General features: G+C 26.4%; 26 protein-coding genes. 16 read left to right on the top strand and 10 right to left on the bottom strand.

Annotation, left to right across the window (positions count from 1 at the left end; translation table 11 throughout):
• Positions 1–55: 55 nt before the first annotated feature.
• The 3 genes from ACRYA_RS05590 (at position 56) to ACRYA_RS05580 (ending at position 4,127) form a co-directional block, all read left to right on the top strand.
• The gene (locus tag ACRYA_RS05590; RefSeq protein ID WP_105917310.1) at positions 56–619 is read left to right on the top strand and encodes a gamma-glutamylcyclotransferase; all 564 of its coding nucleotides are present in this window, start codon (positions 56–58) and stop codon (positions 617–619) included.
• A complete protein-coding gene (locus tag ACRYA_RS05585; protein WP_105917309.1) occupies positions 619–2,829 on the top strand; it encodes a tetratricopeptide repeat protein in 2,211 nt (736 codons plus the stop codon). Before ACRYA_RS05590 ends, ACRYA_RS05585 begins: the two co-directional genes overlap by 1 nt.
• A gap of 68 nt (positions 2,830–2,897) precedes the next feature.
• Entirely contained in the window at positions 2,898–4,127 is a 1,230-nt protein-coding gene (locus ACRYA_RS05580; RefSeq protein WP_105917308.1) for a ComEC/Rec2 family competence protein, read from the top strand.
• A gap of 142 nt (positions 4,128–4,269) precedes the next feature.
• On the opposite strand, the gene ACRYA_RS05575 is transcribed toward ACRYA_RS05580, so the two are convergent.
• Together ACRYA_RS05575 and ACRYA_RS05570 are read right to left on the bottom strand one after the other, a co-directional pair.
• Positions 4,270–4,794 (bottom strand): YbhB/YbcL family Raf kinase inhibitor-like protein, encoded by a 525-nt coding sequence (locus tag ACRYA_RS05575; protein ID WP_105917307.1) that lies wholly within the window; start codon positions 4,792–4,794, stop codon positions 4,270–4,272.
• Between the two features lie 11 nt (positions 4,795–4,805).
• The gene (locus ACRYA_RS05570; RefSeq protein WP_105917306.1) at positions 4,806–5,687 is read right to left on the bottom strand and encodes a DMT family transporter; all 882 of its coding nucleotides are present in this window, start codon (positions 5,685–5,687) and stop codon (positions 4,806–4,808) included.
• Between the two features lie 129 nt (positions 5,688–5,816).
• Between ACRYA_RS05570 and sugE the strand changes: the two genes are divergently transcribed.
• Entirely contained in the window at positions 5,817–6,134 is a 318-nt protein-coding gene (sugE, locus tag ACRYA_RS05565) for a quaternary ammonium compound efflux SMR transporter SugE (RefSeq protein WP_105915129.1), read from the top strand.
• Here sugE and ACRYA_RS05560 read toward each other — a convergent pair.
• The 5 genes from ACRYA_RS05560 to ACRYA_RS05540 form a co-directional block, all read right to left on the bottom strand.
• A complete protein-coding gene (locus ACRYA_RS05560; protein ID WP_105917305.1) occupies positions 6,124–7,266 on the bottom strand; it encodes a sensor histidine kinase in 1,143 nt (380 codons plus the stop codon). The two genes, sugE and ACRYA_RS05560, sit on opposite strands and share 11 nt — an antisense overlap.
• Positions 7,256–7,915 carry a response regulator transcription factor gene (locus ACRYA_RS05555; RefSeq protein WP_105917304.1) on the bottom strand — a complete coding sequence of 220 codons (660 nt, stop codon included), beginning with the start codon at positions 7,913–7,915 and terminating at the stop codon, positions 7,256–7,258. The genes ACRYA_RS05560 and ACRYA_RS05555 overlap by 11 nt, the downstream gene beginning before the upstream one ends.
• Positions 7,912–8,856: a cache domain-containing protein gene (locus ACRYA_RS05550; RefSeq protein WP_105917303.1), complete on the bottom strand. Its 945-nt coding sequence runs from the start codon at positions 8,854–8,856 to the stop codon at positions 7,912–7,914. Before ACRYA_RS05550 ends, ACRYA_RS05555 begins: the two co-directional genes overlap by 4 nt.
• A gap of 15 nt (positions 8,857–8,871) precedes the next feature.
• Positions 8,872–9,870, bottom strand: a complete 999-nt coding sequence (locus tag ACRYA_RS05545) for a c-type cytochrome (RefSeq protein ID WP_105917302.1) — start codon at positions 9,868–9,870, stop codon at positions 8,872–8,874.
• Between the two features lie 95 nt (positions 9,871–9,965).
• Positions 9,966–10,730: a M48 family metallopeptidase gene (locus ACRYA_RS05540; RefSeq protein WP_105917301.1), complete on the bottom strand. Its 765-nt coding sequence runs from the start codon at positions 10,728–10,730 to the stop codon at positions 9,966–9,968.
• A 248-nt stretch (positions 10,731–10,978) separates the two neighbouring features.
• Here ACRYA_RS05540 and ACRYA_RS05535 point away from each other — a divergent pair, with 248 nt between their 5' ends.
• From ACRYA_RS05535 to ACRYA_RS05490, 11 genes are all read left to right on the top strand, one after another.
• On the top strand, positions 10,979–13,555 hold the full coding sequence (locus ACRYA_RS05535; RefSeq protein WP_105917300.1) for a bifunctional aconitate hydratase 2/2-methylisocitrate dehydratase: 2,577 nt from the start codon (positions 10,979–10,981) through the stop codon (positions 13,553–13,555).
• Positions 13,556–13,696: 141 nt separating this feature from the next.
• Positions 13,697–14,131: a phosphoribosyltransferase gene (locus ACRYA_RS05530; protein WP_176549282.1), complete on the top strand. Its 435-nt coding sequence runs from the start codon at positions 13,697–13,699 to the stop codon at positions 14,129–14,131.
• Positions 14,132–14,133: 2 nt separating this feature from the next.
• Positions 14,134–14,526, top strand: a complete 393-nt coding sequence (locus tag ACRYA_RS05525) for a DUF423 domain-containing protein (protein ID WP_105917298.1) — start codon at positions 14,134–14,136, stop codon at positions 14,524–14,526.
• 130 nt (positions 14,527–14,656) lie between these two features.
• Complete coding sequence (locus ACRYA_RS05520; RefSeq protein WP_105917297.1) at positions 14,657–15,157, top strand: YajQ family cyclic di-GMP-binding protein; 501 nt, start codon at positions 14,657–14,659, stop codon at positions 15,155–15,157.
• A gap of 9 nt (positions 15,158–15,166) precedes the next feature.
• Positions 15,167–15,751 carry an NUDIX domain-containing protein gene (locus tag ACRYA_RS05515; RefSeq protein ID WP_105917296.1) on the top strand — a complete coding sequence of 195 codons (585 nt, stop codon included), beginning with the start codon at positions 15,167–15,169 and terminating at the stop codon, positions 15,749–15,751.
• The gene (locus ACRYA_RS05510) at positions 15,748–16,173 is read left to right on the top strand and encodes a hypothetical protein (RefSeq protein ID WP_105917295.1); all 426 of its coding nucleotides are present in this window, start codon (positions 15,748–15,750) and stop codon (positions 16,171–16,173) included. The genes ACRYA_RS05515 and ACRYA_RS05510 overlap by 4 nt, the downstream gene beginning before the upstream one ends.
• A gap of 83 nt (positions 16,174–16,256) precedes the next feature.
• Complete coding sequence (locus ACRYA_RS05505; RefSeq protein WP_165786078.1) at positions 16,257–16,787, top strand: LPP20 family lipoprotein; 531 nt, start codon at positions 16,257–16,259, stop codon at positions 16,785–16,787.
• Positions 16,788–16,795: 8 nt separating this feature from the next.
• A complete protein-coding gene (locus ACRYA_RS10885) occupies positions 16,796–16,924 on the top strand; it encodes a hypothetical protein (RefSeq protein WP_265735138.1) in 129 nt (42 codons plus the stop codon).
• Complete coding sequence (locus ACRYA_RS05500) at positions 16,921–17,928, top strand: CsgG/HfaB family protein (RefSeq protein WP_105917293.1); 1,008 nt, start codon at positions 16,921–16,923, stop codon at positions 17,926–17,928. The genes ACRYA_RS10885 and ACRYA_RS05500 overlap by 4 nt, the downstream gene beginning before the upstream one ends.
• The gene (locus tag ACRYA_RS05495; protein WP_105917292.1) at positions 17,925–18,923 is read left to right on the top strand and encodes an LPP20 family lipoprotein; all 999 of its coding nucleotides are present in this window, start codon (positions 17,925–17,927) and stop codon (positions 18,921–18,923) included. Before ACRYA_RS05500 ends, ACRYA_RS05495 begins: the two co-directional genes overlap by 4 nt.
• A gap of 62 nt (positions 18,924–18,985) precedes the next feature.
• Entirely contained in the window at positions 18,986–20,017 is a 1,032-nt protein-coding gene (locus ACRYA_RS05490; protein WP_105917291.1) for a bifunctional 3,4-dihydroxy-2-butanone 4-phosphate synthase/GTP cyclohydrolase II, read from the top strand.
• Between the two features lie 98 nt (positions 20,018–20,115).
• Here the strand turns inward: ACRYA_RS05490 and pckA are convergent, their stop codons facing one another.
• Positions 20,116–21,693 (bottom strand): phosphoenolpyruvate carboxykinase (ATP), encoded by a 1,578-nt coding sequence (gene pckA, locus ACRYA_RS05485; protein WP_105917290.1) that lies wholly within the window; start codon positions 21,691–21,693, stop codon positions 20,116–20,118.
• A 198-nt stretch (positions 21,694–21,891) separates the two neighbouring features.
• On the opposite strand from pckA, the gene ACRYA_RS05480 reads away from it, so the two are divergent.
• Positions 21,892–22,548: a LexA family transcriptional regulator gene (locus ACRYA_RS05480; RefSeq protein WP_105917289.1), complete on the top strand. Its 657-nt coding sequence runs from the start codon at positions 21,892–21,894 to the stop codon at positions 22,546–22,548.
• On the opposite strand, the gene ACRYA_RS05475 is transcribed toward ACRYA_RS05480, so the two are convergent.
• Both ACRYA_RS05475 and metG read right to left on the bottom strand, forming a co-directional pair.
• A complete protein-coding gene (locus ACRYA_RS05475; protein WP_105917288.1) occupies positions 22,545–23,543 on the bottom strand; it encodes a peptidoglycan synthetase in 999 nt (332 codons plus the stop codon). The two genes, ACRYA_RS05480 and ACRYA_RS05475, sit on opposite strands and share 4 nt — an antisense overlap.
• Positions 23,543–25,510, bottom strand: coding sequence for a methionine--tRNA ligase (gene metG / locus ACRYA_RS05470; RefSeq protein ID WP_105917287.1), 1,968 nt, complete (start codon positions 25,508–25,510; stop codon positions 23,543–23,545). The genes ACRYA_RS05475 and metG overlap by 1 nt, the downstream gene beginning before the upstream one ends.
• Positions 25,511–25,516: the final 6 nt, after the last annotated feature.

The following is a 25,516-nucleotide window of genomic DNA, read 5'->3' as shown; positions in this document are numbered from 1 at the left end:
TAAGCTCTTAAATTAAAAAACGATACTATTTATAAATTTATATGAAAGGTTTTATATGTACTTATTTGGATTTGGTTCGTTAGTAAATATAAAAAGTGCTCAAAATTCATTTAAAAATAGAGAGCTTAAAAAAGAAGATTTAATTCCTGTAAAAATAAAAGGTTATAAAAGAGTTTGGAACTCTATAGAGTCTATTTGTTTTGAAGATAAACTTGTAAACGGTATTTTTTTAAATATACAAAAGGATGAAAATTCCTCTATTTTTGGAGTTATGATAAAAATAAGTGAAGAAGAGTTTGAAGTTTTAAAATTAAGAGAGAAAAATTATAGTTGCATAACTATAAAAAAAGAGTATGTTTTAAATCAAAAATTAGATGATGATTTAATAGCTTTTATGACAACAAGAGATGATAAAATAGCAAAAAATGGAGATGAGAATTGTTTTATACCTTCAAGATATATTCAAATTGTAAAAGATGGAGTTAAAAATTTCTCAAAAGAGTTTCAAGATAATTTTGAAAATACTTTTACAAATTTTCCATTTGAAATAAAAGATGGTATTTATACTTTTAGTGATCCAATTCAAAATCAAGCTGCAAAAAATAGTGAGAAATTATAATGAATAAAAATATAAATTGTTTTATTATCACATCAAAATTATCAGAAAATAAAAGAGAGAAAAAAGAAGATAGTTCAATTTCTAAAGAAAAAGATATTTTAAGAATAACATATTGTGAAAATGACTCTTTGGAAAAATTTGAAGAAGATGTAAACTCTTTAATTGGAAAAAATAGAACTTTTTCATATTTTTTAAATAAAAGATTTATTCCATTAACAATCTCATTTATCTCAGTATTTATAATTTTAATTGCATTTTTAACAATCTCTGTTTATGAAGATTTTTTAAAAAGAGTAATTCTTGAAACACCAAATAGTTTTGAATTAAAAGATTATATATCTTTAGGATTTGTAATTTTTTTATTTTTATCTCTTTTGTTTATGCCAAAAATTTTAGATGCCGAAGGAAACGAACTAAAAAACCTTATTAACTCATGGTTTAATAAAGAGGTTCGAAAAACAAAGCGATTAAAATTAGCTTATTCAAATTTTGATATAAAAACAGAAATTCATCTATATAACTTTGACTTAGAAGAACAAAATCATTGGCTTTGGTCTATTTTTATAAATATGATTTTAAATAGATTTGAAAATATATATTTTTGTGTAAGGGCTGATAAAATTCAAGTTATCCAAAAAAATCTTGAAAATTTAAGTATAAAAAATATAAAAATAGTTAAAAATGAGAAGATAGGAAAAGCTTCAAATATTGAGATTTTATTATCAAAAAAAGAGCAAATTTTTTACTCTTTGATGCAACTTTGCTCTACAAAAATTGTTAAAAGTAAAGATAAAAAAATATTTACATCTTTAGAACTTTTTGAATATTGTGGAAAAAATTTTATAAAATCTGAAGATGAAAATAATTTAAGTTTTGGTTTTCAAAGTTTTATAAATAGAAGTTTTGATGATTTTAATTTTTTATCTCAAGAAAAATCTTTACAAATATTTTTTACAAATAGTGTTAAATTTAAAGAGTTAAAATCACAAAAAAAAGAGTTGTCTCAATATTTGAGAAATCATCTTGAAGATTGTGTTTTAAAGTTTGAAAATCCAATATCTCTTTTGATTTTATTTTACTATGTTAAAGATTTAGTTTTAGATGAAAAAAGAGTTATTAAAATAATAGAAAAGTTTATAGTCTCAATAAAAGATAAACAGCAATATGAACTAATAAATGATTACTGGTTTGAAATAGCTGGATTTATGTTTGATTCAAGTGATATTAATAGTTTTGAAAACTCTTCAAAATCTTATTATAGAAAATTATCAATAATTACATTAAATGATCTGGCATTTTTATTTGAAAGAAGTGGCTATTTTGAACAAGCAATACTTTTAAATAGATATTTATATGAGATTAATCCAAATAAATATATCTTAAATATCTGTTCATTATATGAAAGAATGGGACAATTTGAACAAGCATATAATAGTTTACCAAAAGAGCTAAAACTTGGCAAAAATGAAAGACCATCTGATATTGAAGTAAGATATTATCAAAGAAAAGCTGCTTGGATAATAATTTCTCAAAGAAATGATAGTTTAAAACAAGAGGCTATAGAATCTTTAGAAAAATTAGAAAAACTACTTTTCTCTCACAATGAAGATAATGAACCTTTGTGGTTATGGCATTTTTACAATATCAAAGCAAATCTTTGTGAGTGGGAAGAGAACTATGATGAAGCTATAAATTTTTATAAAAAATGTTTAGCAATACCAGCTTTGGGCTCTTTTGAATATGGAGCAACTTTTGTAAATATGGCAATATCTTATAGATTTAAGTATATTTTAGAGATAAATAAAAATGATGAAACTATAAACAAATCTATAAACCTAGGAAAAATTGGTTTGAATTTAAAAGAGTCTGTTGGAGATAGAGATGAGATGCCAGTTGTTTTACACAATTATGCTTTAAATATTTTATATAAAATCTCAAATAGTTTTGATGAAGAACTTTGTAATATTGTTTTAAAACAGACAAATGAAGCGCTTGAAATTTTAGAATATACAAAATCTATAAAAAGATTAGGAATGGTTTTAATTGAGAATTATATTTCAAAAAGTTTATTAAATCTTGATACAAAAGATGTTATAGCTAAACTAGAAAAAAATATATCTCTTTTTAAAGATAATGAATTAAAACAGATGAAGCATATTTATAATGAATTTATAAAAGATAAAAAGATAGAAGAGTTAGATTTTTTATGAAATTTTACTTTTAAAATATCTATAAAAAAAGTAGCAACAATCTTTTAAAATCTTGTATAATTTAACTTATGCAAGATTTACAAATATCAAAAAATAGTCTATTTTTTACTCTTTTTCTAATTTTTGTTTTTATGATAAATATTTCATTTAACTATTTTTCATATAAAGAGTTAAAAAATGAGTATATTTTTGAAACAAAAGCAGAAGTTTTAAATATATATCCAAAAGAAAAATTTGATGTTATAAAGCTAAAAGGTGAAGGTTTTGAATTCTTTGCTTCCTTTTCAAAAGATGATAATATAAAAAAACTAGATTTTTTAAATGTAGTTTTTGATACTAGGAATATCACATTTTATACTTATTTAAAAGGTTTTTTCACAAAAGTTTTGTACTTTGAAATACTTGAAAAAGAGAATAGGGTAAAAGATAAAATTATCAAAAATGTAGAAGAAAACCATGATGATTTTATGATAAAAGAGCTTTTTAATGCTCTATTTCTTGCAATTCCAGTTTCAAGTGAACTAAGAGATATTATTACAGCTTATGGAATTGCACACGTTGTTGCCCTTTCTGGTTTTCATCTAGTAGTTTTATCTTTTGTGATTTATTGGATTTTATATATTCCTTATAGTTTTTTACAAAATAGATATTTTCCATATAAAAATCGAAGATTTGATATTTTGCTAATAACTATGTTGATTTTATTATATTATTTAATTTTAACAGATATTGTTCCATCGCTTTTAAGAGCATTTGTACTTTTTTGTATAGGAATTTATCTTCTTCGAAGTAATATAAAAGTTATTTCATATATAACACTTTTTTATACTTTTTTGATAGTTATTGCACTTTTTCCTCAATATATTTTTAATATTGGTTTTTGGTTTTCTATTTTTGCAGTTTTTTATATCTATTTGTTTATTCAATATTTTAAAGATGGAAATAAAATTTTACTTTATATATTTTTTAATATCTGGATGTTTTTAATATTTAACCCAATAGTTCATTACTTTTTTGCTCAAACAGCATTAGAACAGTTTTATTCAATTCCTATTACCATATTTTTTACAATATTTTATCCACTTGAAATAGTTGCACATATTTTTAATATATCTTTATATTTTGATGATTATTTAAAAATATTTTTGGAAAATAAAATTAATGTTTATGAAGTTTATACTCCTTTATATTTTTTTATACTATATATTTTGTTTTCATTTTTTTCAATTTGGAGTAAAAAATCTTTTTTTGTATTAAATATTTTGATGATAGGGTTTAATTTATATATTTATATTTAATTTTTTAAAATAAAAATTTAACTCTTCTCATTTTTTCAATAATATGTATTATTTGTGGCTATTTGATTTACAATAAAGAAAAATCACAAAACCTACTTTTTGAAACCTTTAAAGATTTTATCAAAAGTAGATTTTAGTAATTTCATCTCTTATAATATGAGATTATTGAAGCTTTAGCTATTGTATGTGAGTTTAGCATATATCCAACAAGTGCAGGAGTAGAGTTTTTATCTAAACCTAAATTTTCAATATCAAGTGCATGAACAGTAAAAATATATTTATGTGCTTTATCTCCAATTGGTGGGCAAGCTCCTCCAAAACCACTTTTTCCAAAATCTGTTATACTTTGAATAACATTTTTTTGCTCAATATTTCCAAAACCTTCTGGTAGATTTGTATTGTTTTTTGGAATATTAAAAACTATCCAATGCCACCATCCTGAACCAGTTGGTGCATCTGGGTCATAAACTGTAATTGCAAATGATTTTGTATCTTTTGGATAATTTTCCCAAGATAACTCTGGAGAAATATTTTCTCCACTACATCCAAAACCATTAAAAACCTGTTTTTGTGTTAATTGACCTTTTAATGTATTACTTTTTAGTGTAAAGTTATCTGCAAAGATGAAGCTTACAAAAAGAGTTAAACTTAATACTGTTTTTTTCATTTTTTATTCTCCTATTTTTGTCGTAAAATTATAATTGTAGCAAAAGTTGATAATAAAATCCCAATAAAAACTCCAAATGAAATAGTATATCCTTCAAATAAAAACATTATAATAGCAACCAAAGCAGGGCTTAGATAAATATATGCCATAACTTTTTTTGCACCTAAAACTAAAGTTGCTTTTTGATATAAAAATAGTGTGATTATTGTTGTTCCTATTACTAAATACAAAAGTAAATATATGTGATTTAGATCCAACTTATTCCATTCATAAGGAATATTTAAAATTTGCATAGTTAAACTCATCCAAATAATTCCACCAATTAGTGTAGCAAAAACTAAAACAAGTAATTCATCTTTTTTACTATATAAAAGCTTTATAAATACAGGATACAATGCCATAGAAAATGAAGCAAGTAGAAAGACAATATCTCCATTGTTTAGTGATAGAGATAAAAATAGATTTAAATCTGCATTAAATACAACAATGCAAGTTGAAATTATTCCTAAAAAATAAATAAATAGTTGTTTTAAAGCAATTTTTTCTTTAAAGAAAAAGATACATAAAATAGCAGTCATCAAAGGAACTAAAGTATAAATAGCTCCACTATTTAAAACTGTAGTATCTTCTAAAGCTTTTAGCATTCCTATAAAATATAAAGTATATACAAGGCTTACAATCATAGCTTTTGGAACTACTTTTATTACTTCTTTTAGTCTATTTTTGTTGAAAATAACTATTGGAGATAAAAATATAAGAGCTAAAATAAATCTTAATAGAGTCAAAGATATTGGATCAATTATACTTGACAATTTTTGTGAAGCTAAGAATGAACCAGCTATTAAAATAGTTGCTATTAATATCATAATATGGGCATTTACTCGTTCATTCAAATAAAATCCTTTTATTTATTTTAAGAGTATTTTATCTAAAAGATTATAAAATGGACTTCTTAAAAGCTAGGACGACCTAGCCTCTTTACTCAACAGAGGACGGCCTCAATTTTCAAATAAAGGTTTTTTATGAGTTGGATAATACTGTTTTTAGCTGGATTATTTGAAATAGCTTGGGCTATTGGTTTAAAATATAGTGAGGGTTTTACAAAATTAACTCCTAGTATAATTACTATTATTACTATGTTTATAAGTTTTTATCTTCTTAGTCTTGCTTTAAAATCTCTTCCTTTAGGAACTGCATATGCTATTTGGGTTGGAATTGGAACTATTGGGACTGTTATTGCTGGAATATTTTTGTTTGGTGAGTCTATGAATTTGATAAGAGTTGTAAGTATTTTATTTATTCTTCTAGGAATTATTGGTCTAAAAATAACTACAAATTAAATGTATATATGAAAGTTGTTCCAAAGTTTTCTTTTGAAACAACATCTATTTTTATACTGTTTTTTAGACAAATATTTTTTACAATACTAAGACCTATTCCAAAACCACCTGTAATTTTATCACCTCTATAATATCTTTCAAAAATTGTACTAGTATCTTTTATTCCAATGCCTTCATCTTTGAAAATTAGTTTTATACTATTTTCCTCTTTTTTTAAACTTACATAGATATTTGAACTATTTTTTGAGTATTTTATAGCATTTGAAAGATTATTATCAATCAATCTAAAAGCCTCTATTTCATTAAAAAAAATCTCTATATTTGGTTCTATACTCTTGTAAAAAGTTATATCTTTGCTTACTGCTAAATCATTAAAAAACTCGACTCTTTTTTCCAAAAATAAAGAGATATTTATGTTGGTTTTTAGCTCTTTTACCTCATTTTGTTGCATATAATACTCTAAATCTTCATATATAATAGTCATATTTTTAAGAGCTGATTTTATTCTTAAAATATTTTTATCATTTTTTATTCTCATTGCTAGCATATCTGTATTTATTCTTGCGACTCCTATTGGAGTTTTTAGCTCATGCATTGCATCTTTTAAGAACTCATCAAGATATACATTTAATTTTTTATATGGTTCAATACTCTGTTTTATAACAAAAAATGAGAGTAAAAAGATAAAAAATGTAACTATTAAAAGAAGAATTAAAGCATTATAAATAACTTCACTATAATCAATGTTTTTACAAACAATCAAAGATGAAGCATCTAAAATATTTGCTTCTAAACTTTTTTTATAACAAAACTTATCACTAAAAATTTTAAAATCTTCATCAAAAAAGATTAAAGAGTTATTTGAAGCAAATATCTCATTTCTATTTTTATCAAAGATTGAAGAGAAATATATATTTGATCTTGGATAGTAAAAAATATTACTATTTTGTTTCTCAAAATTCTCTATTTTTAAAAAGATTTGATTTGAATAGTTTTGTAAATCTATCCTATCTTTTATATCTTGATTTTTTATAGTTGCATCTATATAAAAATATATTGGAATAAATGCTATTAAAAGGCTTATGATTACTTGAATTACAATATATTTTAGTTCAGATTTTCTATTTATCAATTTTATATCCCAAAAATCTCTTTGTTTTTATAAAATCTTTGTTGGTTTTTTCTCTAACTCGTTTAATACACATTCTAATATCTGCATAGCTTATATCTTTATTTTCCCAAACATTTTCATGTAAGCTTTCAATAGAACTAAAGAATCCTCTATTTTGAACCAAAAATGCTACAAGTTCAAGCTCTTTAGATGATAAATCTACTATATTATCACCTTTATAAAGTAAAGATTTTTTTATGTTGTATTTAAAATCAAGTTCTAACTCTATGCAATCATCACTTGAATTAAAATGATTTTTTATAAGTGCTTCTATTCTAAATTTTAGCTCAATCATATCAAAAGGTTTTCGTATATAATCATTGCAACCTAAAGTGTATCCATGACTTAAATTTTTTATATCTGTAAGTGAAGTTAAAATTATAATTGGGGTATCAATATAAGCTTCTCTTACATATTTTACAAGCTCAAAACCATCCATTTTAGGAACTCTAATATCAAGTAATAGTAAATCATATTTTTTGTCGAAAATTGCATTTAAAGCATCTTCTCCATTATCAAAATCATCAACCATAAAATCAAGCTCTTCTAAAAACTCTTTTATTGAAATTTTATATAAATAATCATCTTCAAGAAGTAGTATTTTTATCATCTAATTATTATCTCTTTTTTAGAAATATCTTTTAAATCTTTTTTATCTTCTTTTATATTTATATCTCCAAAGTAGTCATATTTAGGTAAGTATTGAAAACTATTAAAATTTTTATCAAAACTTATAAGTAAAATTCCAACACTTTTATTTCCAAACTCTCCTAAAGGAACTTGAGTAAAAACTTTTTCATTTGTTTCATAATAAAAACTATCATTTTTAAGGCAGTTTGGATTTTTTATTAAAATATCGAGTAAATTTTTACTAAAACTACTATTTAAAATAACATAATTTTCTATTTTTGTATTATTGATATGATAAGTTGCAATATTTAAATAATCTTTTTCAAGTAAAATCATAGAGTCAATACCTAATCCTTTTAGCCTATTTATAAGTGGATTAAAATCAACTATTACTTCAATAGAACCAATAAATAAGTTATTATGGTTATAAATTGGTGCTATTGCTTTTATATTAAATCTTTTTCCCAACTCAGTTGAAACATAAGGCTCATTTGAATTTTTTACTTTTACAAGTCCTTCTCTAAAACTATCTAGTTTTAGTCCAAAATCTACATCTTCCCAACTTCTAGTAAAAACTTCTAAATCTTTTGTATGAATTTGTATATCTATACTATTTTTTGTATATGTTTTTATAATATTTAGGAGTTTTAAAAGCTCTTTTTTTAGTTCTATATGGTTGTTTTTTTCTAAATTATTTATAATATCTTGATTTTTAGAAAACATTAAAGCTAAAGATAAAGCTTGGTTTTTTTGATTTTCTAGTTCATCTTGTACAATTTGAACTTGATTTTGCACAAAAATATCTAAAGTTTTTTCATTTAAGATATTGTTATATTTATATAAAAAGAATAATAAAGTAAATATAAACAAAGCAAATAAAATAAAAGTTTTTTTATAACTTTTTATAAAAGGAAGTATCATAAAGATACTCCTTTTTTATTTATTAGTTTTGATAAATTGTCCAAATGGTCCAAATCTTCTATCAATCGAATCTTTTCCTTCTATATAAGTGTCAGGAGCTTTAACACTTGCATCTGGAAAATCTTTTTCTCTATTTTCTTTTTCTGGTCTTTCGTGTTCATCTAAATTCATATAAACAGCTACATTATATGACTCTTCATCTGTTAAAATTGGATGCTCTTTTGTAGCACCTAAAGGCATATTTGCTTTAATAAAATCCATAGCTTTTAAAGTTCTGTACATTCCAGCACCTTTGTTGTAGCTATCTTTTCCCCAAAGTGGAGGATATAAATAACCATTTGCAAGACCTTCATTTTTAATACCTTCTCCATTTACTCCATGGCAAGAAGCACAGTGAACATCATATACAACTTTTCCCTTAACTGGATCAGCTTTTGTTGTTTGTATCATTTTTCTATTTACTTCAGCTAAACCAGTTCCTTCAACTTTTGCTCCAATTGGAACACCTTGACTTAACCAATAAATATAAGCTTCCATAGCCTTCATCTCTTTGCTTGAATTTGGAAGAGATTTTCCATTCATACTTCTTTCCATGCAGCCATTTATTCTATCTGCTAAAGTTCCTATTACATTCTCTCTAGGTCTATATTGTGGAAAATTTCCATAAATTCCTACAAAGGGAGAAGAATATTTTTTTGTTCCTGCTTCTAAGTGACAACTTTGACATGAAAGATTATTTCCTGCATATCTCATATTTTCATCTTTAACTTCAGGACCTATATGCTTATAAGTATTAGCTACTAGCTCTTTTCCATATTTGATTAAATCTCCAAATTGGTTATTTGGAATTGTATTTTCATCTGGAATTTTATACTCTAGTTTTTCCCCTTCATATTTGTATCCAATACTGTTTCTTTCTTGTATAAGTTTTTTATCAAACTTCACAACATCAGAAGCAAGCACAGAACCAACACTTAATGCACTAAAAATGGCAACTGTTATAATCTTTTTCATAAATAATTCCTCCTACGATTTATTAATATAAAGAATCATACCTTTTTAATATAACTTGAATGTAACAAAAAATAGATAGATTTTTACAAATCTATCTATTTTGGTTCATTTTCAATCTTATTTATTACAGTTTGAATATCTTTTGTTCTATTTTGTGAACTAGGATGTGTAGAGAAAAAGTCATTTCCTCCACTTTTCCCTTCAGACATATTTTCCCAAAATTTAGTAGCTTCATTTACATTGTAACCAGATTTATACATTAGATAAATACCTATTTCATCAGCTTCACTCTCTTGCATTCTTCCATAAGGAAGCATAACTCCCAAATTTGAACCCAAACCATAAGCTTGATTAAATGCATTTTGATATTGTGGAGCTGTTGCTGCAACTGCTACACTTCCAATTAGTCCAACACCTTGTTGTATCATTCCTTGAGTTACTCTTTCAGCTCCATGACGTGCAAGTGCATGAGCTACTTCGTGAGATATTACAGTTGCTAATTGGTCATCATTCTTAGCATATTGTAAAATCCCTGTATATACAACAACTTTTCCACCAGGAAGACAAAAAGCATTTGCTTGGTTATCATCAACTAAATTGAATTCCCATTTGTAGTTTGGTTGATTTGCAGCAACTGCAATTCTTTGTCCAATAGCTTGAACTCTTGCGGCATCTTTTGTACCCGTTATAACTTTTACTTCACTTAAAGACTCTTTATATGACTTTTCACCTAAAGCCAACTCTTCTTGTGATGACATAAGAATTAGTTGTGAACGGTTTGTATATGGAGTTTTGTGCGTACAAGCTGAAAACAAAATAGCCACAAATGTAGTAAATATAACAATTTTAAAATATCTCATTTTTTCCTCTTTAATATAAAATCTTACTATTTAATCAAAAAAAAGTATAAAAATAGTTTAATTTCTGATTGTACATAAATTGTACAACATTATAGTACTAAAATCTATTAATCTTTTCATATAAACTACAAGTGTAACTTTTATTTACAAAATATAAATTTGTACAACTATAAACAATAATTGTACAAAGATATTTATAACTTTGTGATATAATTCACCCAAATTCTTAAAATTTAATAGGAGAAAAAATGAGTTTATTACAAGAGTATAAAGCACACGAAGCACAAAGACAAAGCGAAGGTGGATTACCAGGTCTTGCTCTTACGGCTGCTCAAGCTGCTGATTTAGTAGAGATTTTAAAAGCAAGTAAAGTGGAAGATGCACAGTATGCATTAAATTTATTTAAAAACAAAATCAATCCAGGTGTTGATGATGCTGCTTATGTAAAAGCTGCTTTCTTAAATGATATAGTTCAAGGTAAAGTTGCATGTTCTGTTATTTCAAAAGTTGAAGCTATTGAAATTTTAGGAACAATGATGGGAGGGTACAATGTACCACCACTTGTTGAAGCATTAAAAGTTGCTGAAGTTGCAGATGCAGCTGCTAAAGAGTTAAAAAATACTATTCTTGTTTATAACTCATTTAATGATGTAAAATCTTTAATGGATTCTGGAAATGCAAAAGCTAAAGAAGTTATTGAATCATGGGCAAATGCTGAGTGGTTTACAAATAAACCAGCTTTAGAAGAAGAAATTACTCTAACAGTTTACAAAATCCCAGGTGAAACAAATACTGATGATTTATCTCCTGCAACTGTTGCATTTACAAGAGCAGATATTCCATTACACGCAACTGCAATGTTACAATCAAGAATGGAAAAACCTTTAGAAAAAATGGAAGAATTAAAAGCAAAAGGTCATCCATTGGCTTATGTTGGTGATGTTGTTGGAACTGGATCTTCAAGAAAATCAGGAATAAACTCAGTTCAATGGCACATGGGAAGAGATATTCCAGGTGTTCCAAATAAAAGAACAGGTGGAGTTGTAATTGGTTCAATCATAGCTCCAATTTTCTTTAACACAGCAGAAGATTCAGGATGTTTACCAGTTGAAGCAAATGTTGATAGTGTTGAAACTGGAGATGTTATTACATTAAAACCATATTCAGGTGAAATTTTAAAAGATGGAAAAGTAGTTTCTACTTTTAAATTAAGCCCAAATACTTTAACAGATGAGATGAGAGCTGGTGGAAGAATTCCACTAATTATTGGAAAAGGTCTAACTGCAAAAGCTAGAGAAGCTTTAAAATTATCAGCTTCAGCTGCATTTATTGCTCCTGAACAACCAGCTAACAACGGTAAAGGTTATACTCAAGCACAAAAAATGGTTGGAAAAGCTTGTGGTGTTGAAGGTATTAAACCTGGAATGTATGTTGAGCCAATTGCAACTACTGTAGGAAGCCAAGATACAACAGGACCAATGACTAGAGATGAGATTAAAGAACTTGCAGCATTATCTTTTGGTGCTGATATGGTTATGCAATCATTCTGTCACACAGCTGCTTATCCAAAACCAGCAGATATTAAATTAAGACATACTTTACCAGATTTCATTAATTCAAGAGGTGGAGTTACACTTAAGCCAGGTGATGGTGTTATTCACTCATGGTTAAATAGACTTTGTTTACCAGATACTGTAGGAACAGGTGGAGATTCACATACAAGATTCCCAATTGGTATTTCTTTCCCAGCTGGATCAGGTCTTATAGCATTCGCAGGTGTTACAGGTATGATGCCTTTAACTATGCCAGAGTCTGTTTTAGTTAAATTCTCAGGAAAAATGCAACCAGGTATTACTTTAAGAGATTTAGTAAATGCAATTCCATATTATGCAATTAAACAAGGACTTTTAACAGTTCCTAAGAAAAATAAAAAGAATATTTTTGCTGGAACAATTGTTGAAATTCAAGGTTTACCAGACTTAAAAGTTGAGCAAGCGTTTGAATTATCTGATGCATCAGCTGAAAGATCAGCAGCTGCTTGTTCTGTTCAATTAAACAAAGAGCCAATTATTGAGTATTTATCTTCAAATATAGCTTTAATTGAAAAAATGATTGAAGAGGGTTATGAAGATTCTAAAACACTTCAAAGAAGAGCTGATAAAATGAAAGAGTGGATTAAAAATCCAAAATTACTTGAGCCAGATGCTGATGCTGAGTACTTAGCTACAATCAATATCAACCTAGATGATATTAAAGAGCCAATTTTAGCTTGTCCAAATGATCCAGATGATGTTGCAACTTTAAGTGAAATCTTAGCTGATGACTCTAGACCAAAAAATATTGATGAAGTATTCGTAGGTTCTTGTATGACAAATATTGGGTTATTTAGAGCTTTAGGAGAAGTATTAAAAGGTGAAGGTGTTGCTAAAGCAAAATTATGGGTTGCACCTCCTACAAAAATGGATGAAGCTCAATTAACAGAAGAGGGATATTATGCAGCATTTGCAGCAGCAGGTGCTAGAATAGAAATTCCAGGATGTTCATTATGTATGGGTAACCAAGCACAAGTAAGTGAAGGTTCAACAGTATTTTCTACATCTACAAGAAACTTTGATAACAGACTTGGTAAAAACTCAAAAGTTTATTTAGGTTCTGCTGAAGTTGCTGCAGTTGCTGCACTTTTAGGAAGATTACCTTCTGTAGAAGAGTATTTGACAATTGTTGCTAAAAAAATAAATGAGAGCAACAAAGATGGAGTTTATAAATACCTAAACTTCCACCAAGTGACATCTGATCACTTAACTACACTTTTAACTTCAAGATAATTGAATATAAATATATAAAAAGAGATTTTCTCTTTTTATATAAACTAAACTTCACAAAACCACAAAATAAGCAATAAATTGTTAATATACCTTTTTTAAATAAAGGATATTTTTTTGAATAAACTATATTATAGTTATGAAATGTGTAAAAAAGATACTCAAAAGCTAGTAGATATTTCTAAAAGTTTTCAAGCAGATGCATTTTTAAGTGTTGCAAGAGGTGGATTAACTCTATCTCATCTTATGTCACAAGCATTAGATCAAAGAAATATTTTTACAATAAATTCAATCTCTTATGATAGAAAAAATCAAAAAGATAGTATAAATATTTTTAATATTCCAGATTTAAAATCTTATAAAAAAGTTTTGATTATAGATGATATAGTTGATAGTGGTAAAACTATGATAGAAATTTTCAAGATATTAAATGAAAAATTCCCAAATACAGAATTCAAGTTAGCTACACTTTTCTATAAAAAAACAGCTTTAGTGAAACCTGATTTTTATATAAAGCAGACAGATATTTGGATTGAGTTTTTTTGGGAAGTTGATATACAAAATAAAGAAGAGAGATAGATATGATTTATGATAGACGAGCTAGAATTTTTTTAGCAATTATAGCTTTGCTTATGGCAAGTGCAATAGCTTTTGGAGCTTTTGGAGCTCATGGATTAAAGAAAGTTTTAACTCCAGAAATGTTAAATGTATTTCATACGGGGGTTGAATATCAGTTTTATAACACTTTTGGTTTAATGTTTGCAACACTTTTATCAATGTTAAGACCATATAATAAGAAGTTAAAAGTTGCTCAAGTGTTAATTTTAATTGGAACACTTATTTTTAGTATATCTTTATATCTTCTTACAATTTTAAACCTTCCAATTTTAGGAGCAATTACACCAATAGGTGGAACTTTACAAATTATTGCATATGTTCTTTTGGCTTATGCAATATTTAAAGATGATAAATAAGCAATGCTTTGTTCTCAAAGCACTTTAGGTTTTTGCTACTTTTTATGGGATTTTAAATCCATGCTATAAAAAGTAGAAATAAAAAAAACGGTTCCTTTTTTTAATAGGAACTATTTAAAAAGGAGAAAAAATGGCAGTAAAAGAACATTCACTAGATATTTCAGCAAAACTTGATATGCAAGAGATGAAAAATGCAGTTATTCAAGCACAAAAAGAGATAGATAATAGATACGATTTTAAAGGAATAAGTAAAGAGATAGATTTAAATGTTGGAGCAAAAACTTTAACTCTTGTATCTTCTAGTGATAATAAAATTGATGCAATGTTGGATATTATGATTTCAAAAATGAATAAAAGAGATATAAGTATAAATTCACTTGAAGAGCTAAAAAAAGAGGATAGTAGTGGTGGAAATAGAAAATATAGCTACAAAATAATTGATAGCATAGAAAAAGATGAAGCAAAAAGAATTCAAACAGAGATTAAAAATTTAAAACTAAAAGTAAGCGCTGTAAATCAAGGTGATACTATAAGATTGACTGCTAAAAATATTGATGATTTGCAAGCAGTTATGAAACATTTAAAAAGTTTAGATTTGAAAGCCCCATTGGTTTTTGATAATTTTAAATAGTGGATTTTTATGAATAATATTATTGAAGATTTAAAAATAAGTCCACTAAAAGAGACGAATTATATAAAACCTTTGAAAGTAAACTTTACTTTAAATGGTATAAAAAAGAGCTGGGAAGCAGTAAGAAGTCATGATAGCGTATCTATTTTACTATATCATGAAGAAAAAAAAGCATTTTTATTTGTAAAGCAGTTTAGAATTCCTGTTTATTTAAACGACAACAATATTAAATATACTTATGAGCTTTGTGCTGGACTTGTTGACAAAGATAAATCTATTGAAGAAATAGCTATAGAAGAAATAGATGAAGAGTGTGGTTATAAAGTTGAGCTTAAAAATCTTCAAAAAATAACTTCTTTTTTTACAAATGTTGGAATAAGTGGAGCAAAACAATATCTATTTTTTGCAACAATTTGTGAAAATCAAAAACTTCATAGTGGTGGTGGAATAAATGATGAACAAATAGAGTTGTATTTTTTAAATGTAGATGATATAGATAGTTTTATTTTTGATGAAACAAAAGCAAAAACTCCTGGATTAATTTTTAGTTTATATTGGTTTTTGAAAAATAAAAAAGAGTTGGAATTAAAATGAAGATATTTATTTTATCTCTATTTATATTTTTAAACTTATTTGCTGAAGAAAATTCAAATAATATCAATATTAACAACTCTTTTATTACGAAATATGAGTATGGAAAAATGCTATACAACAACCCTAGAGGAATAGGGTGTAACAACTGTCATGGAGATGATGCAAGAGGTAAAAAACTTGTTGAGTTTAAGCATATTCAAAATCAAGAAGAGTATTTTTGCTCTTTAATTGCTCCTGATATAAAATATATAGAGTATGATGTTTTTTCAAAAAAAGTTAATTTGAAAAAAAATGATAATCTGAAATTTGAAAAAGAACAAGTATGTGATAAATTAATCTATAAAGCAAATGTTATGCCAACATATTTTATGGTTGAAGAGGAGATTGAAGCCATTTATTACTATATTCAAAATATGAAGTAGTAAAATAGCAAAAATAGTATTTATTTAACTATTTTTTCACAAATATGTACTATTATTTTAAAATCAAAATCTTAAGGAAAAATATGTCTATTTTAAAAAAAGCATTAAGTATATTTTTGGTTCTATCATTTTCAATATTATTTGTATCTTGTAGCTCTAAAAATGAAGATATAAATGAGATAGCTGTAACTGAATGTACAATTGCAGGAGCAAAAGCTCCACTTTGGGCTTGTGGGAACTATAGTGAAGAGAATAGATTTGTAGCAGTTGGGTCTGCTCCTATGTCAAAATTAGGACACGATTTTAGTAGAAGAGAAGCTTTGGCAAATGCTAGAACAAATTTAGTAAATGATATAGAACTTGAAGTAAAAAACAAAGTTGAAAGTTATATGAATTCAACAGGATTAAAAGAGAGTGAAAGTATAGAAAGAGTTGTAACTATGGTATCAAGACAAACTTCAAATATGACTTTAAAAGAATCAAAGCAGATAAGCTCATGGGAAAATCCAAATGATAATTATATATATATTTTAGTAGCAATTCCAAAAGCAAATATAGAAAAAACAATCAATAGTGAAGTTCAAAAAGCACTAGATTCTTTAGATAAAATATAGGAAAAATTATGAAATCTTTATCTATTTTTTTGATTTTTTTATCAATATTTTTTAGTGCTTGTTCTTCAAAAGATAATACTTTAATAGATACAAAAACACAACAGCAAAATGCAAAAGAGGCTTTACGAGGATTATGAGATTAAAATCAGCACTTTTTTTTATATTTGTTGTTTTTTTTATATCAGGATGTAGCCAAAAAGTACTTATAAATAGTACTAAACCAGCTATTATTGATAGAGCCTCAAATACAAAAAAGATTGCGGTTTTAAAGTTTGAAAATGACAATGTAGGACTTTCTACAAAAATAGAATCAGCTTTATATAGTGTAAAAGTAGATGATAAGTCATATTTTACAGTTATTAGTAAAAATAACAGAGAAAATATCATAAACGAGCAGAAATTTCAATATTCAGGACTTGCAAATAAAACAAATAGTGTTGAAATAGGTGAGCTTTTGGGTGCTCAAGCACTAATTAGTGGAAAAATTGAGAGTACAAATGTTCAAAGAGATAACTATTATGAAACAAGATATAGATGTATTGATAAAAAATGTCAATATACACAAGAATATAGGGTGTCTTGTACCAATGCAAAGTACTCATTAATAGCAAATATTTCAATGATAGATGTTCAAAAAGGTGATGTTATTTATACAAATAACTATACAAGAAATAGAAGTTATAAAAAATGTTCAGATGAAAGTGGTGGTTTACCACAATCAAATGTAGTTTATGACTTTTTCGCAAATAGTATTGTAGATGAATTTTTGCCATATATTGCACCTACAAAGCAAAGCTACTATTTAGAGCTTTTTGATGATCCAGATATTTCATACACAAAAGAACAAGATATTCTTTTGGAAAATGGTTTAGAGTATTTGAAGCTTGGAGAATTAGATAGAAGTATGGAGCTTTTTAGTAAACTTTTGGATTCAACAAATGATAAATGTTATGTTGCTTCTTATAATTTAGGTGTTATAAAAGAGAGTTTAGGAGAGTATGAAAATGCAAAAGAACTTTATGATTTATCAGATAAATTAACACTAAAACCAAATAAAACAGTAATAGAAGCTATAACTAGAATAAAACAGAGAATTGAAGAGAGAAATATATTAAACAATCAAATAGAAGCTCAAAAATGAAATATTTAATAGCTATATTTTTTGCAATTTTTTTTGCAATTTTTTTTGTAGCTTGTTTTGGAATAAACAAAGATGAACTTTCACAAAATAACTCTTTAAGATATCCATCTTGGTACTTAAATCCACCTTTAAATGAGGGAAATATAGTTTATGGAGTAGGAGTTGCAAATACAAAACAAGAGGCTATTTTAAATGCTTTAGATGATTTATCTTCAAGATTAATGTTAACAATTGAATCAAATCAAGAAATAAGTTTGAAATCTTTTAGAGATTATAGAGAGTATGTTACTAAAACTACAACTTTTAATATAAATACAAAGAGTGAAAAATTAACTTTTAAAGATTATAAAATAGAGGATTTTTATAGTTTCCAAAAAGATATTTTTTATTTAATCAGCATAAAAAAGAGTGATTTAATAAATAGTTTAAATAGTCAAATATCAAATCTTTATGATGAATATGAAGTTTTAAAAAGAAATAATGATGATATTTTAAGTAAAAATTTAAAATACAAAGAGCTTTTAGAAAAGTTTTATATAAATCTAAACAAAGCAGAACTTTTAGAAAGCTTACAAAATAAAAAAAATAGTGAAAATAGATATATAAAAACAGTTCAAAAAATAGAAGAAGAGATAACAAATATCATTTCAAAGATAAGGTTCTTTATAAAAAGTGATTATAATTCGGAAATTTTTAAAGAAGTTTTGAAGAGTAGTTTAAATAAAAAATTATATAAAGTTGTAGAAAAAAAAGATAGTGAAAATATTTATGAGATAGAGTTAATTTCAAATCAAAGTAAGATTAGACCATCTGGTTTTTTTATTATTGAGAATATTTTAAATATTAAAATAAAAGATGAAAATAATAGACAAATATCAAGTAAAACTATTGAGCTAAAAGGTGTATCATCAAATAATTTTGATGATGCAAAGATTAATCTAATTCAAAAACTAAAAAAACATACAGAGCAAAATAGTATTTTGCCATTTGATTAACTAGCACATACGCAAGGGCTTTTTTGATATAATCCATAAAAAATATAATTTAAAGAGAAAATATGAATGCAATAACAAGAGTAAAAGAAGCAATAGAAGAGATAAAAAAAGGCAACATGGTAATAATGCTAGATGATGAAGATAGAGAAAATGAAGGAGATTTAGTCTATTCAGCTGCATTGAGTACTCCAGAACTTGTAAACTTTATGGTAACTCATGCCAAAGGCTTGGTTTGTGTGAGTGTCTCAAATGAAACAGCAAAAAGGCTTGAGCTTTTTCCTATGGTTTCAAATAATACATCATCGTATGAAACAGCTTTTACAGTTTCTGTTGATGATGTAAATGCAGCAACAGGAATTAGTGCAATTGAAAGAGATAATACAATAAAAATTTTAGCAAATCCAATAGCAAAAGCTATAGAACTTGTAAGACCAGGGCATATATTTCCACTTATTGCAAAAGATGGTGGAGTATTAGTTAGAACAGGACATACAGAAGGAAGTGTTGATTTATGTAAGTTAGCTGGTTTAAAAGGTGAAGCAGTTATTTGTGAAATTTTAAAAGAAGATGGAACAATGGCAAGAAGAGATGATTTAGATATTTTTGCTGCTAAACACAATTTAAAACAGATTTATATATCTGATTTAGTTGAATATAGACTTGCAAATGAAACTTTAGTTTGTGAAGTTTCTAGTACTGAAATTAAATTTTTTGGTAAAGAGGCTATAAAAAAAGAGTTTAAAGATCATCTTGAAAATATTCATACAGTTATTCTTTTTGGAAAACAAGAAGATGTAAATCATGTTAAATTTCATACAATAAGACCTGATATAAAAATATTCTTAAATGATAATAAACTAAACTCTATGTTAAAAACTGTAAATTTTTTACAAAGTAAAGGTGGAGTTTTAATATTTTTAAATAATTCAAACAAAAATCAGGAACTAGAAAAAAACTATGGAATAGGTGCTCAAATACTAAATTCCTTAAAAATTAAAAAAATTAAGCTAATGACAAGTGGAGGAAAACACTCTTTTGTAGGACTTCAAGGTTTTGGTTTAGAAATTTTAGAAGAGATACAAATAGAGGGATAGAAAAGATAAAAAAGAAGCTTATACCTCTTTTTTAGATTTAAATAAAAAAAGGTAAGGATAAAATCCTTACCTTTTTTGCTTATCTACAATTAACTATATTATAACTGTGGACCAGCAGCTGTAAAATCATATTCACTTTCAAGTGTTAAATACTTTTTAAAGTTTTCTATATACATCTCTGCTAATTTTCTTTTTGCTTTATCATACTCTAGTGGGTCAGACCATGTATATCTAGGAGTTAATACATGAGTATCTACACCTTTTAGTGTTTTTGGAATTTGGATATTAAATATTGTCATATTTTGGAACTCAGAATCATTTATAGAACCATCTAAAATAGCATTTATACAAGCTCTTGTATTTTTGATACTCATTCTTTTCCCAACTCCATAAGGACCACCTGTCCATCCTGTATTTACTAAAAATACATTTACATTGTGCTCATCTATTTTTTTACCTAATAGTTCTGCATAAACAGTTGGATTTAATGGTAAAAAAGCCTCTCCAAAACAAGAAGAGAAAGTTGCCATTGGCTCGTTTATTCCTCTTTCAGTTCCTGCTACTTTGGCTGTGTATCCACTTAAGAAGTAGTACATTGCTTGCTGTTTATCAAGTTTTGCAACTGGAGGTAAAACACCAAAAGCATCAGCACACAAAAATATAATATTTGTTGGATGTCCACCTCTCATAGATGGAGTATGGTTTTCTATATGATTTATTGGGTAAGAAACTCTTGTATTTTCTGTTTTTGATTTATCAGAGTAATCAACTACACCATTTTCATCTGCAACTACATTTTCTAAAATAGCACCTTTTCTAATAGCACCAAATATTTCAGGTTCACTATCTGGGTCAAGATTGATTACTTTTGCATAGCAACCACCTTCAAAGTTAAATACTCCATTATCATCCCAACCATGCTCATCATCACCAATTAATGCTCTATTTGGATCAGTTGACAAAGTTGTTTTTCCTGTTCCAGAAAGTCCAAAGAATAGTGCAGTATCACCATCTTTACCAATATTTGCTGAACAATGCATTGGTAGTTTTCCTTCTAATGGAAGCCAGTAGTTCATCATAGAGAAGACACCCTTTTTCATCTCTCCAGCATACCAAGTCCCACCAATGATTGCTTCATTATCTTCAACATTGAATATAACATAAACCTCAGAGTGTAATCCGTGGCTTGCATATGCCATGTCAACAGTTTTACAAGCATTATATATAGTAAATTCTGGTTTAAAGTTTTCAAGCTCTTCTTGAGTTGGAAGAATAAACATATTTTGAATAAAATGAGCTTGCCAAGCAACTTCAGTAATAAATCTTACTGCTCTTCTTGAATCTAGCGAAGAACCACAGAAAACATCTGTTACAAAAATATCTTTGCTACTTAGTTGTTTTTTAGAGTTTGCAAGTAGATCAACATAAACCTCTTTTGAAACTTTTCTGTTTATATCTCCCCAAGCAATATATTTATTTGATGGGTCTTGATTTACAAAGAACTTATCTTTTGGACTTCTACCTGTAAAAATACCTGTATCAATCATTAAAGCACCAGTAGAAGATATCTTTGCCTTCTCATTTTTTACCGCGAAATCGATTAAAAAATCGATATCCGAATTTCTAAATATCATACCAATGTTTTCTAAACCTAATGAGTCTTTAATATTAGACATAATTTAAATTCCTATTCTAATTTTTAATGCGAAATTTTATCCAAAAAAATATAAAACTTTCTGAAAGATGAGTAATTTTCATAACAAAATAAATATTTCTTAATTTTTATAAAAAAATATCAAAAAAAGCAAAAAAATAGTTGAAAAATATTTCAAAATGTAATATAATTTAAAAAATAATTCAAAAGAAGGATTAAAATGTTTATAGTTGATGATATTCTTGATAAGTTAAAAAATATTTTAAAAACTGATAGCAAGACAAAAAAAGTATTTGATAAAGAATTAGCAGAGGCTTTAGATTTAACTCAAGCAAATTTTGCAACAATGAAGAATAGAGGAAAAATTCCATATACAAATATTTTAAATTTTTGTGCAAAGAGAAAAATTTCTATAAATTGGCTTTTGTATAATCAAAATCCAAACTCTTTAATAGACAGTACGGATAGATACTGGATAAAATATTATCCAACTGTAAATGTAAGTGCTGGTGGAGGTGCTTATGATAGTGAGGATTATTGTGAAAGTTTGGAGCTTCCTGATTGTTTCTTAACTATGTTAGGTGGCAAAGAAAATCTTAAAAATATAGATGCAATAAATGTTGTTGGTGATTCAATGGAGCCTACACTAAACTCAAACAATATAATTTTTGTTGATAAAACTAAAAATGATATAAGTAGAGATGGAATATATGCATTTACAACAAATCATGGACTTTTTGTAAAGAGAGTACAAAAAAGAGTAGATGGATTTTTAGATATTATTTCTGACAATAAAGATTATCCTGTTCAGATTTTAAAAAAAGACGAACTAAATATTTTAGGAAAAGTTATTAGTTCGTTTGGAAAAATATATTAAAACAGAGTTTGAAATTTTTGCGAGTTTTGTAGAAAATAAAAACTCTCTTGATTTGTAAAACCTATTAAATAAGCACAGTTGAAATTTGAATTTTTTAAAATATTTTTAAGATCTTCTATATTTTGTATAATTATTTGTTCTTTTTCATCTAAAAAAGATATTTTATATTTTGAAACAAATATAGTTTTTGCATATTTAAATTCATGTTTTAGATATTCAATTTCTAGAGGGATTAAATTTTTATTTGTTTGACAAATTATAAAACTATCACTTTTCCCACTCTCTATTGGTTCGAAATTTTTATCAATAAATATTGCTTTAAAGTTTGAGTATAGTTTTAATTTTGAAATATCAATATTTCCTTTAAAAAAATCATAAATATTTAAAAAACTACTTAAATATATTTTTGATAATCTTAATTTTGAGAAATATATATCTTTATATGAAAAACTCAGTTCAAAAAGAGAGTGTTTTATTAGATTTTTTATATTTTTTTGATCTATTTTTTTTTCAAACTTTTTACTATTTGGATAGATAATATCTAAAAGATTTTGATTTTTTGAGATTAAAATATCTCCATTTTTGATATCATCAAGAAACTTAAAGATTTTTTCTATATTTTTTGAGATTAGAAAAATAGGTTTTGTGTGATTATTTTGATATAACTTCAACATATCAAAAGTTTCATCATTACAAAAATAAGATTCGATTTGTAAAATAGATAGCTTATATCTAACTATTTTTACTAAAGCTAATTCTAGATTTTTTACTTTTATAAAAGCAACTTCATTATCAATAACTTTAAAATCTTTTTCAAAAATAACTGCATAAGCTCCATTTGTTATAGCTATTTGCAAATCATCAATATTTTTTGCAATAAACATATCAGAAGTTTTTACTTTTTTTGCATCACTGCTTATATTGTTTATAAAAGAGATAGATGGAGAGTTTAGAAGTTCTCCATCAACGATATCAACTATTGAAGAGATTTTCACTAGCTTATTTTTGTACCAATTTTTTTAGGTTTTTCAGGTCTTATTAGGCTTAATCCATTTTCATCTTTTGCTGCTAAAAGCATTCCTTCACTTAAAAGACCCATTAGTTTTGCAGGTTTTAAGTTTGCAACAACACAAGCTTGAGTTCCAACAAGTTCAGATGCACTATAAAATTCTTTTATTCCTGCAACAACTTGTCTTGGGCGATTTTCTCCTAAATCAACTTGAAGTTTTAGAAGTTTTGAAGATTTTGGAACTTCAACAGCTTCTATAATAGTTCCAACTTTAATAGTTGTTTCAAAAAATCTATCAATAGTTATAAGATTTAAATCTCCTAAATCAAGAGCTTCAGGCTCATCTTTTGCTTCATATTTGCTTTCATCTTTTTGTAAAACTGTAATATCTGAAACATCTGGTTGAGCTAGTAAAATATCCTCAACTCTTGGAAATAAAGCATCTATTTTTGTTATTTTCACATCATTTAAAAGCTCTTTATCTAATATTAATTTATTATAATTTTGAGTTGATATTTCAATACCTAAACAAGTTGCAATATCTTTTATTTTATGTGGCATTACACTATCAAGAAGTAGGGCTACTTTTGCCATAATATTTGTAATTAGGGCAACTAAAGCCATAGCTTCATCATTTTTTTCATCTTTTATTAAATTCCATGGTTCATAATCATTTATAGCTTTATTCCCAATAGTTAAGATTTTCCAAATCTCTTCTAGATATCTGTTTATTTGCATATTGTAAATATAGTTTTCTAGTATTGATATAATATTGTTTACTTCATCAAGCTCTTTTTTATGAAACTTAAGAACATCTTTTGAGCTTACACTAAAGTCAAAATATTTACCACTCATTCCTATAATTCGATTTAGTAAATTTCCTAAATCATTTCCTAAATCAGAGTTTATTCTATCTAATAGTGCTTTTTGTGAAAAATCTCCATCTTGTCCAAAAGGAACTTCTCTTAAAAGAAAGTATCTAAATGCATCTAATCCATAAGCATCAGCTACCTCTTTTGGATTTACTACATTTCCTTTTGATTTACTCATTTTTTCACCATCTCTAGTCCACCAACCATGAGCTGCTATATGTTTTGGTAAAGGTAAATTTAAACTCATTAAAAATGCTGGCCAATAAATTGCATGGAATCTTAAAATGTCTTTTCCAACTAAATGGATATTTGCTGGCCAAAAGTTCATATTTTTTTCATCAGTTCCATATCCTAAAGCTGTTGTGTAGTTTAATAAAGCATCAAGCCAAACATACATAACATGTTTTGGCTCATTTAACTCTGTTGGTAGTTTAACTCCCCAATCAAAAGAAGTTCTAGATATTGATAAATCTTTTAATCCATTTTTTACAAAGTTAACAATCTCATTTTTCTTAGCTCTTGGCAAGATACAATCAGGATTTTCTTCATACCATTTTAAAAGTTTATCCTCATATTTTGATAACTTAAAAAAGTAACTCTCTTCTTTTACAACTATTGTAGCTCTTCCACACTCTGGACAGAACTGCTCATCAATTAGTTGAGTTTCAGGAAAAAAAGTCTCACAAGGAACACAGTAAAAACCTTCATACTCCCCTTTATAAATATCTTGATTTTGATACATTTTTAAAAATGCTTGTTGAACGCCAGTTTTATGTTCTTCATCTGTTGTTCTAATGAATTTATCGTAAGTTATATCAAAATCATCCCAAAGCGCTCTAAATTTGCCAGAAATTTCATCTGCATACTCTTTTGGAGTTTTTCCTCTAGCTTCTGCGCTTTGAGCAATTTTTTGTCCGTGTTCGTCAGTTCCTGTTAATAAATATGTATTATGTCCAATCAATCTTGAGTATCTTGCTAGCATATCAGCTATTATTGTTGTGTAAGCATGACCTATATGTGCTACATCATTTACATAATAAATTGGAGTTGTTATATAAACATTTTTACAAGAGTTTTGCATTTTCTA

Source organism: Aliarcobacter cryaerophilus ATCC 43158, assembly GCF_003660105.1.
GTDB classification, from domain to species: Bacteria; Campylobacterota; Campylobacteria; order Campylobacterales; family Arcobacteraceae; genus Aliarcobacter; species Aliarcobacter cryaerophilus.
The sequence above is the reverse complement of the archived record's forward strand: the minus strand, read 5'-3'. Positions and strand labels throughout refer to the sequence as shown.

Coding starts and splice junctions, on each gene's coding strand:
- ACRYA_RS05540 (WP_105917301.1), bottom strand. CDS start 10,730: ATGAGATATTTTAAAATTGTTATATTTACTACATTTGTGGCTATTTTG.
- ACRYA_RS10885 (WP_265735138.1), top strand. CDS start 16,796: ATGAAATCTTTATCTATTTTTTTGATTTTTTTATCAATATTTTTTAGT.
- ACRYA_RS05520 (WP_105917297.1), top strand. CDS start 14,657: ATGGCAGTAAAAGAACATTCACTAGATATTTCAGCAAAACTTGATATG.
- metG (WP_105917287.1), bottom strand. CDS start 25,510: ATGCAAAACTCTTGTAAAAATGTTTATATAACAACTCCAATTTATTAT.
- ACRYA_RS05530 (WP_176549282.1), top strand. CDS start 13,697: ATGTGTAAAAAAGATACTCAAAAGCTAGTAGATATTTCTAAAAGTTTT.
- ACRYA_RS05480 (WP_105917289.1), top strand. CDS start 21,892: ATGTTTATAGTTGATGATATTCTTGATAAGTTAAAAAATATTTTAAAA.
- pckA (WP_105917290.1), bottom strand. CDS start 21,693: ATGTCTAATATTAAAGACTCATTAGGTTTAGAAAACATTGGTATGATA.
- ACRYA_RS05500 (WP_105917293.1), top strand. CDS start 16,921: ATGAGATTAAAATCAGCACTTTTTTTTATATTTGTTGTTTTTTTTATA.
- ACRYA_RS05580 (WP_105917308.1), top strand. CDS start 2,898: ATGCAAGATTTACAAATATCAAAAAATAGTCTATTTTTTACTCTTTTT.
- ACRYA_RS05575 (WP_105917307.1), bottom strand. CDS start 4,794: ATGAAAAAAACAGTATTAAGTTTAACTCTTTTTGTAAGCTTCATCTTT.
- ACRYA_RS05550 (WP_105917303.1), bottom strand. CDS start 8,856: ATGATACTTCCTTTTATAAAAAGTTATAAAAAAACTTTTATTTTATTT.
- ACRYA_RS05585 (WP_105917309.1), top strand. CDS start 619: ATGAATAAAAATATAAATTGTTTTATTATCACATCAAAATTATCAGAA.
- ACRYA_RS05490 (WP_105917291.1), top strand. CDS start 18,986: ATGAATGCAATAACAAGAGTAAAAGAAGCAATAGAAGAGATAAAAAAA.
- ACRYA_RS05515 (WP_105917296.1), top strand. CDS start 15,167: ATGAATAATATTATTGAAGATTTAAAAATAAGTCCACTAAAAGAGACG.
- ACRYA_RS05535 (WP_105917300.1), top strand. CDS start 10,979: ATGAGTTTATTACAAGAGTATAAAGCACACGAAGCACAAAGACAAAGC.
- ACRYA_RS05505 (WP_165786078.1), top strand. CDS start 16,257: ATGTCTATTTTAAAAAAAGCATTAAGTATATTTTTGGTTCTATCATTT.
- ACRYA_RS05545 (WP_105917302.1), bottom strand. CDS start 9,870: ATGAAAAAGATTATAACAGTTGCCATTTTTAGTGCATTAAGTGTTGGT.
- ACRYA_RS05525 (WP_105917298.1), top strand. CDS start 14,134: ATGATTTATGATAGACGAGCTAGAATTTTTTTAGCAATTATAGCTTTG.
- sugE (WP_105915129.1), top strand. CDS start 5,817: ATGAGTTGGATAATACTGTTTTTAGCTGGATTATTTGAAATAGCTTGG.
- ACRYA_RS05510 (WP_105917295.1), top strand. CDS start 15,748: ATGAAGATATTTATTTTATCTCTATTTATATTTTTAAACTTATTTGCT.
- ACRYA_RS05590 (WP_105917310.1), top strand. CDS start 56: ATGTACTTATTTGGATTTGGTTCGTTAGTAAATATAAAAAGTGCTCAA.
- ACRYA_RS05555 (WP_105917304.1), bottom strand. CDS start 7,915: ATGATAAAAATACTACTTCTTGAAGATGATTATTTATATAAAATTTCA.
- ACRYA_RS05495 (WP_105917292.1), top strand. CDS start 17,925: ATGAAATATTTAATAGCTATATTTTTTGCAATTTTTTTTGCAATTTTT.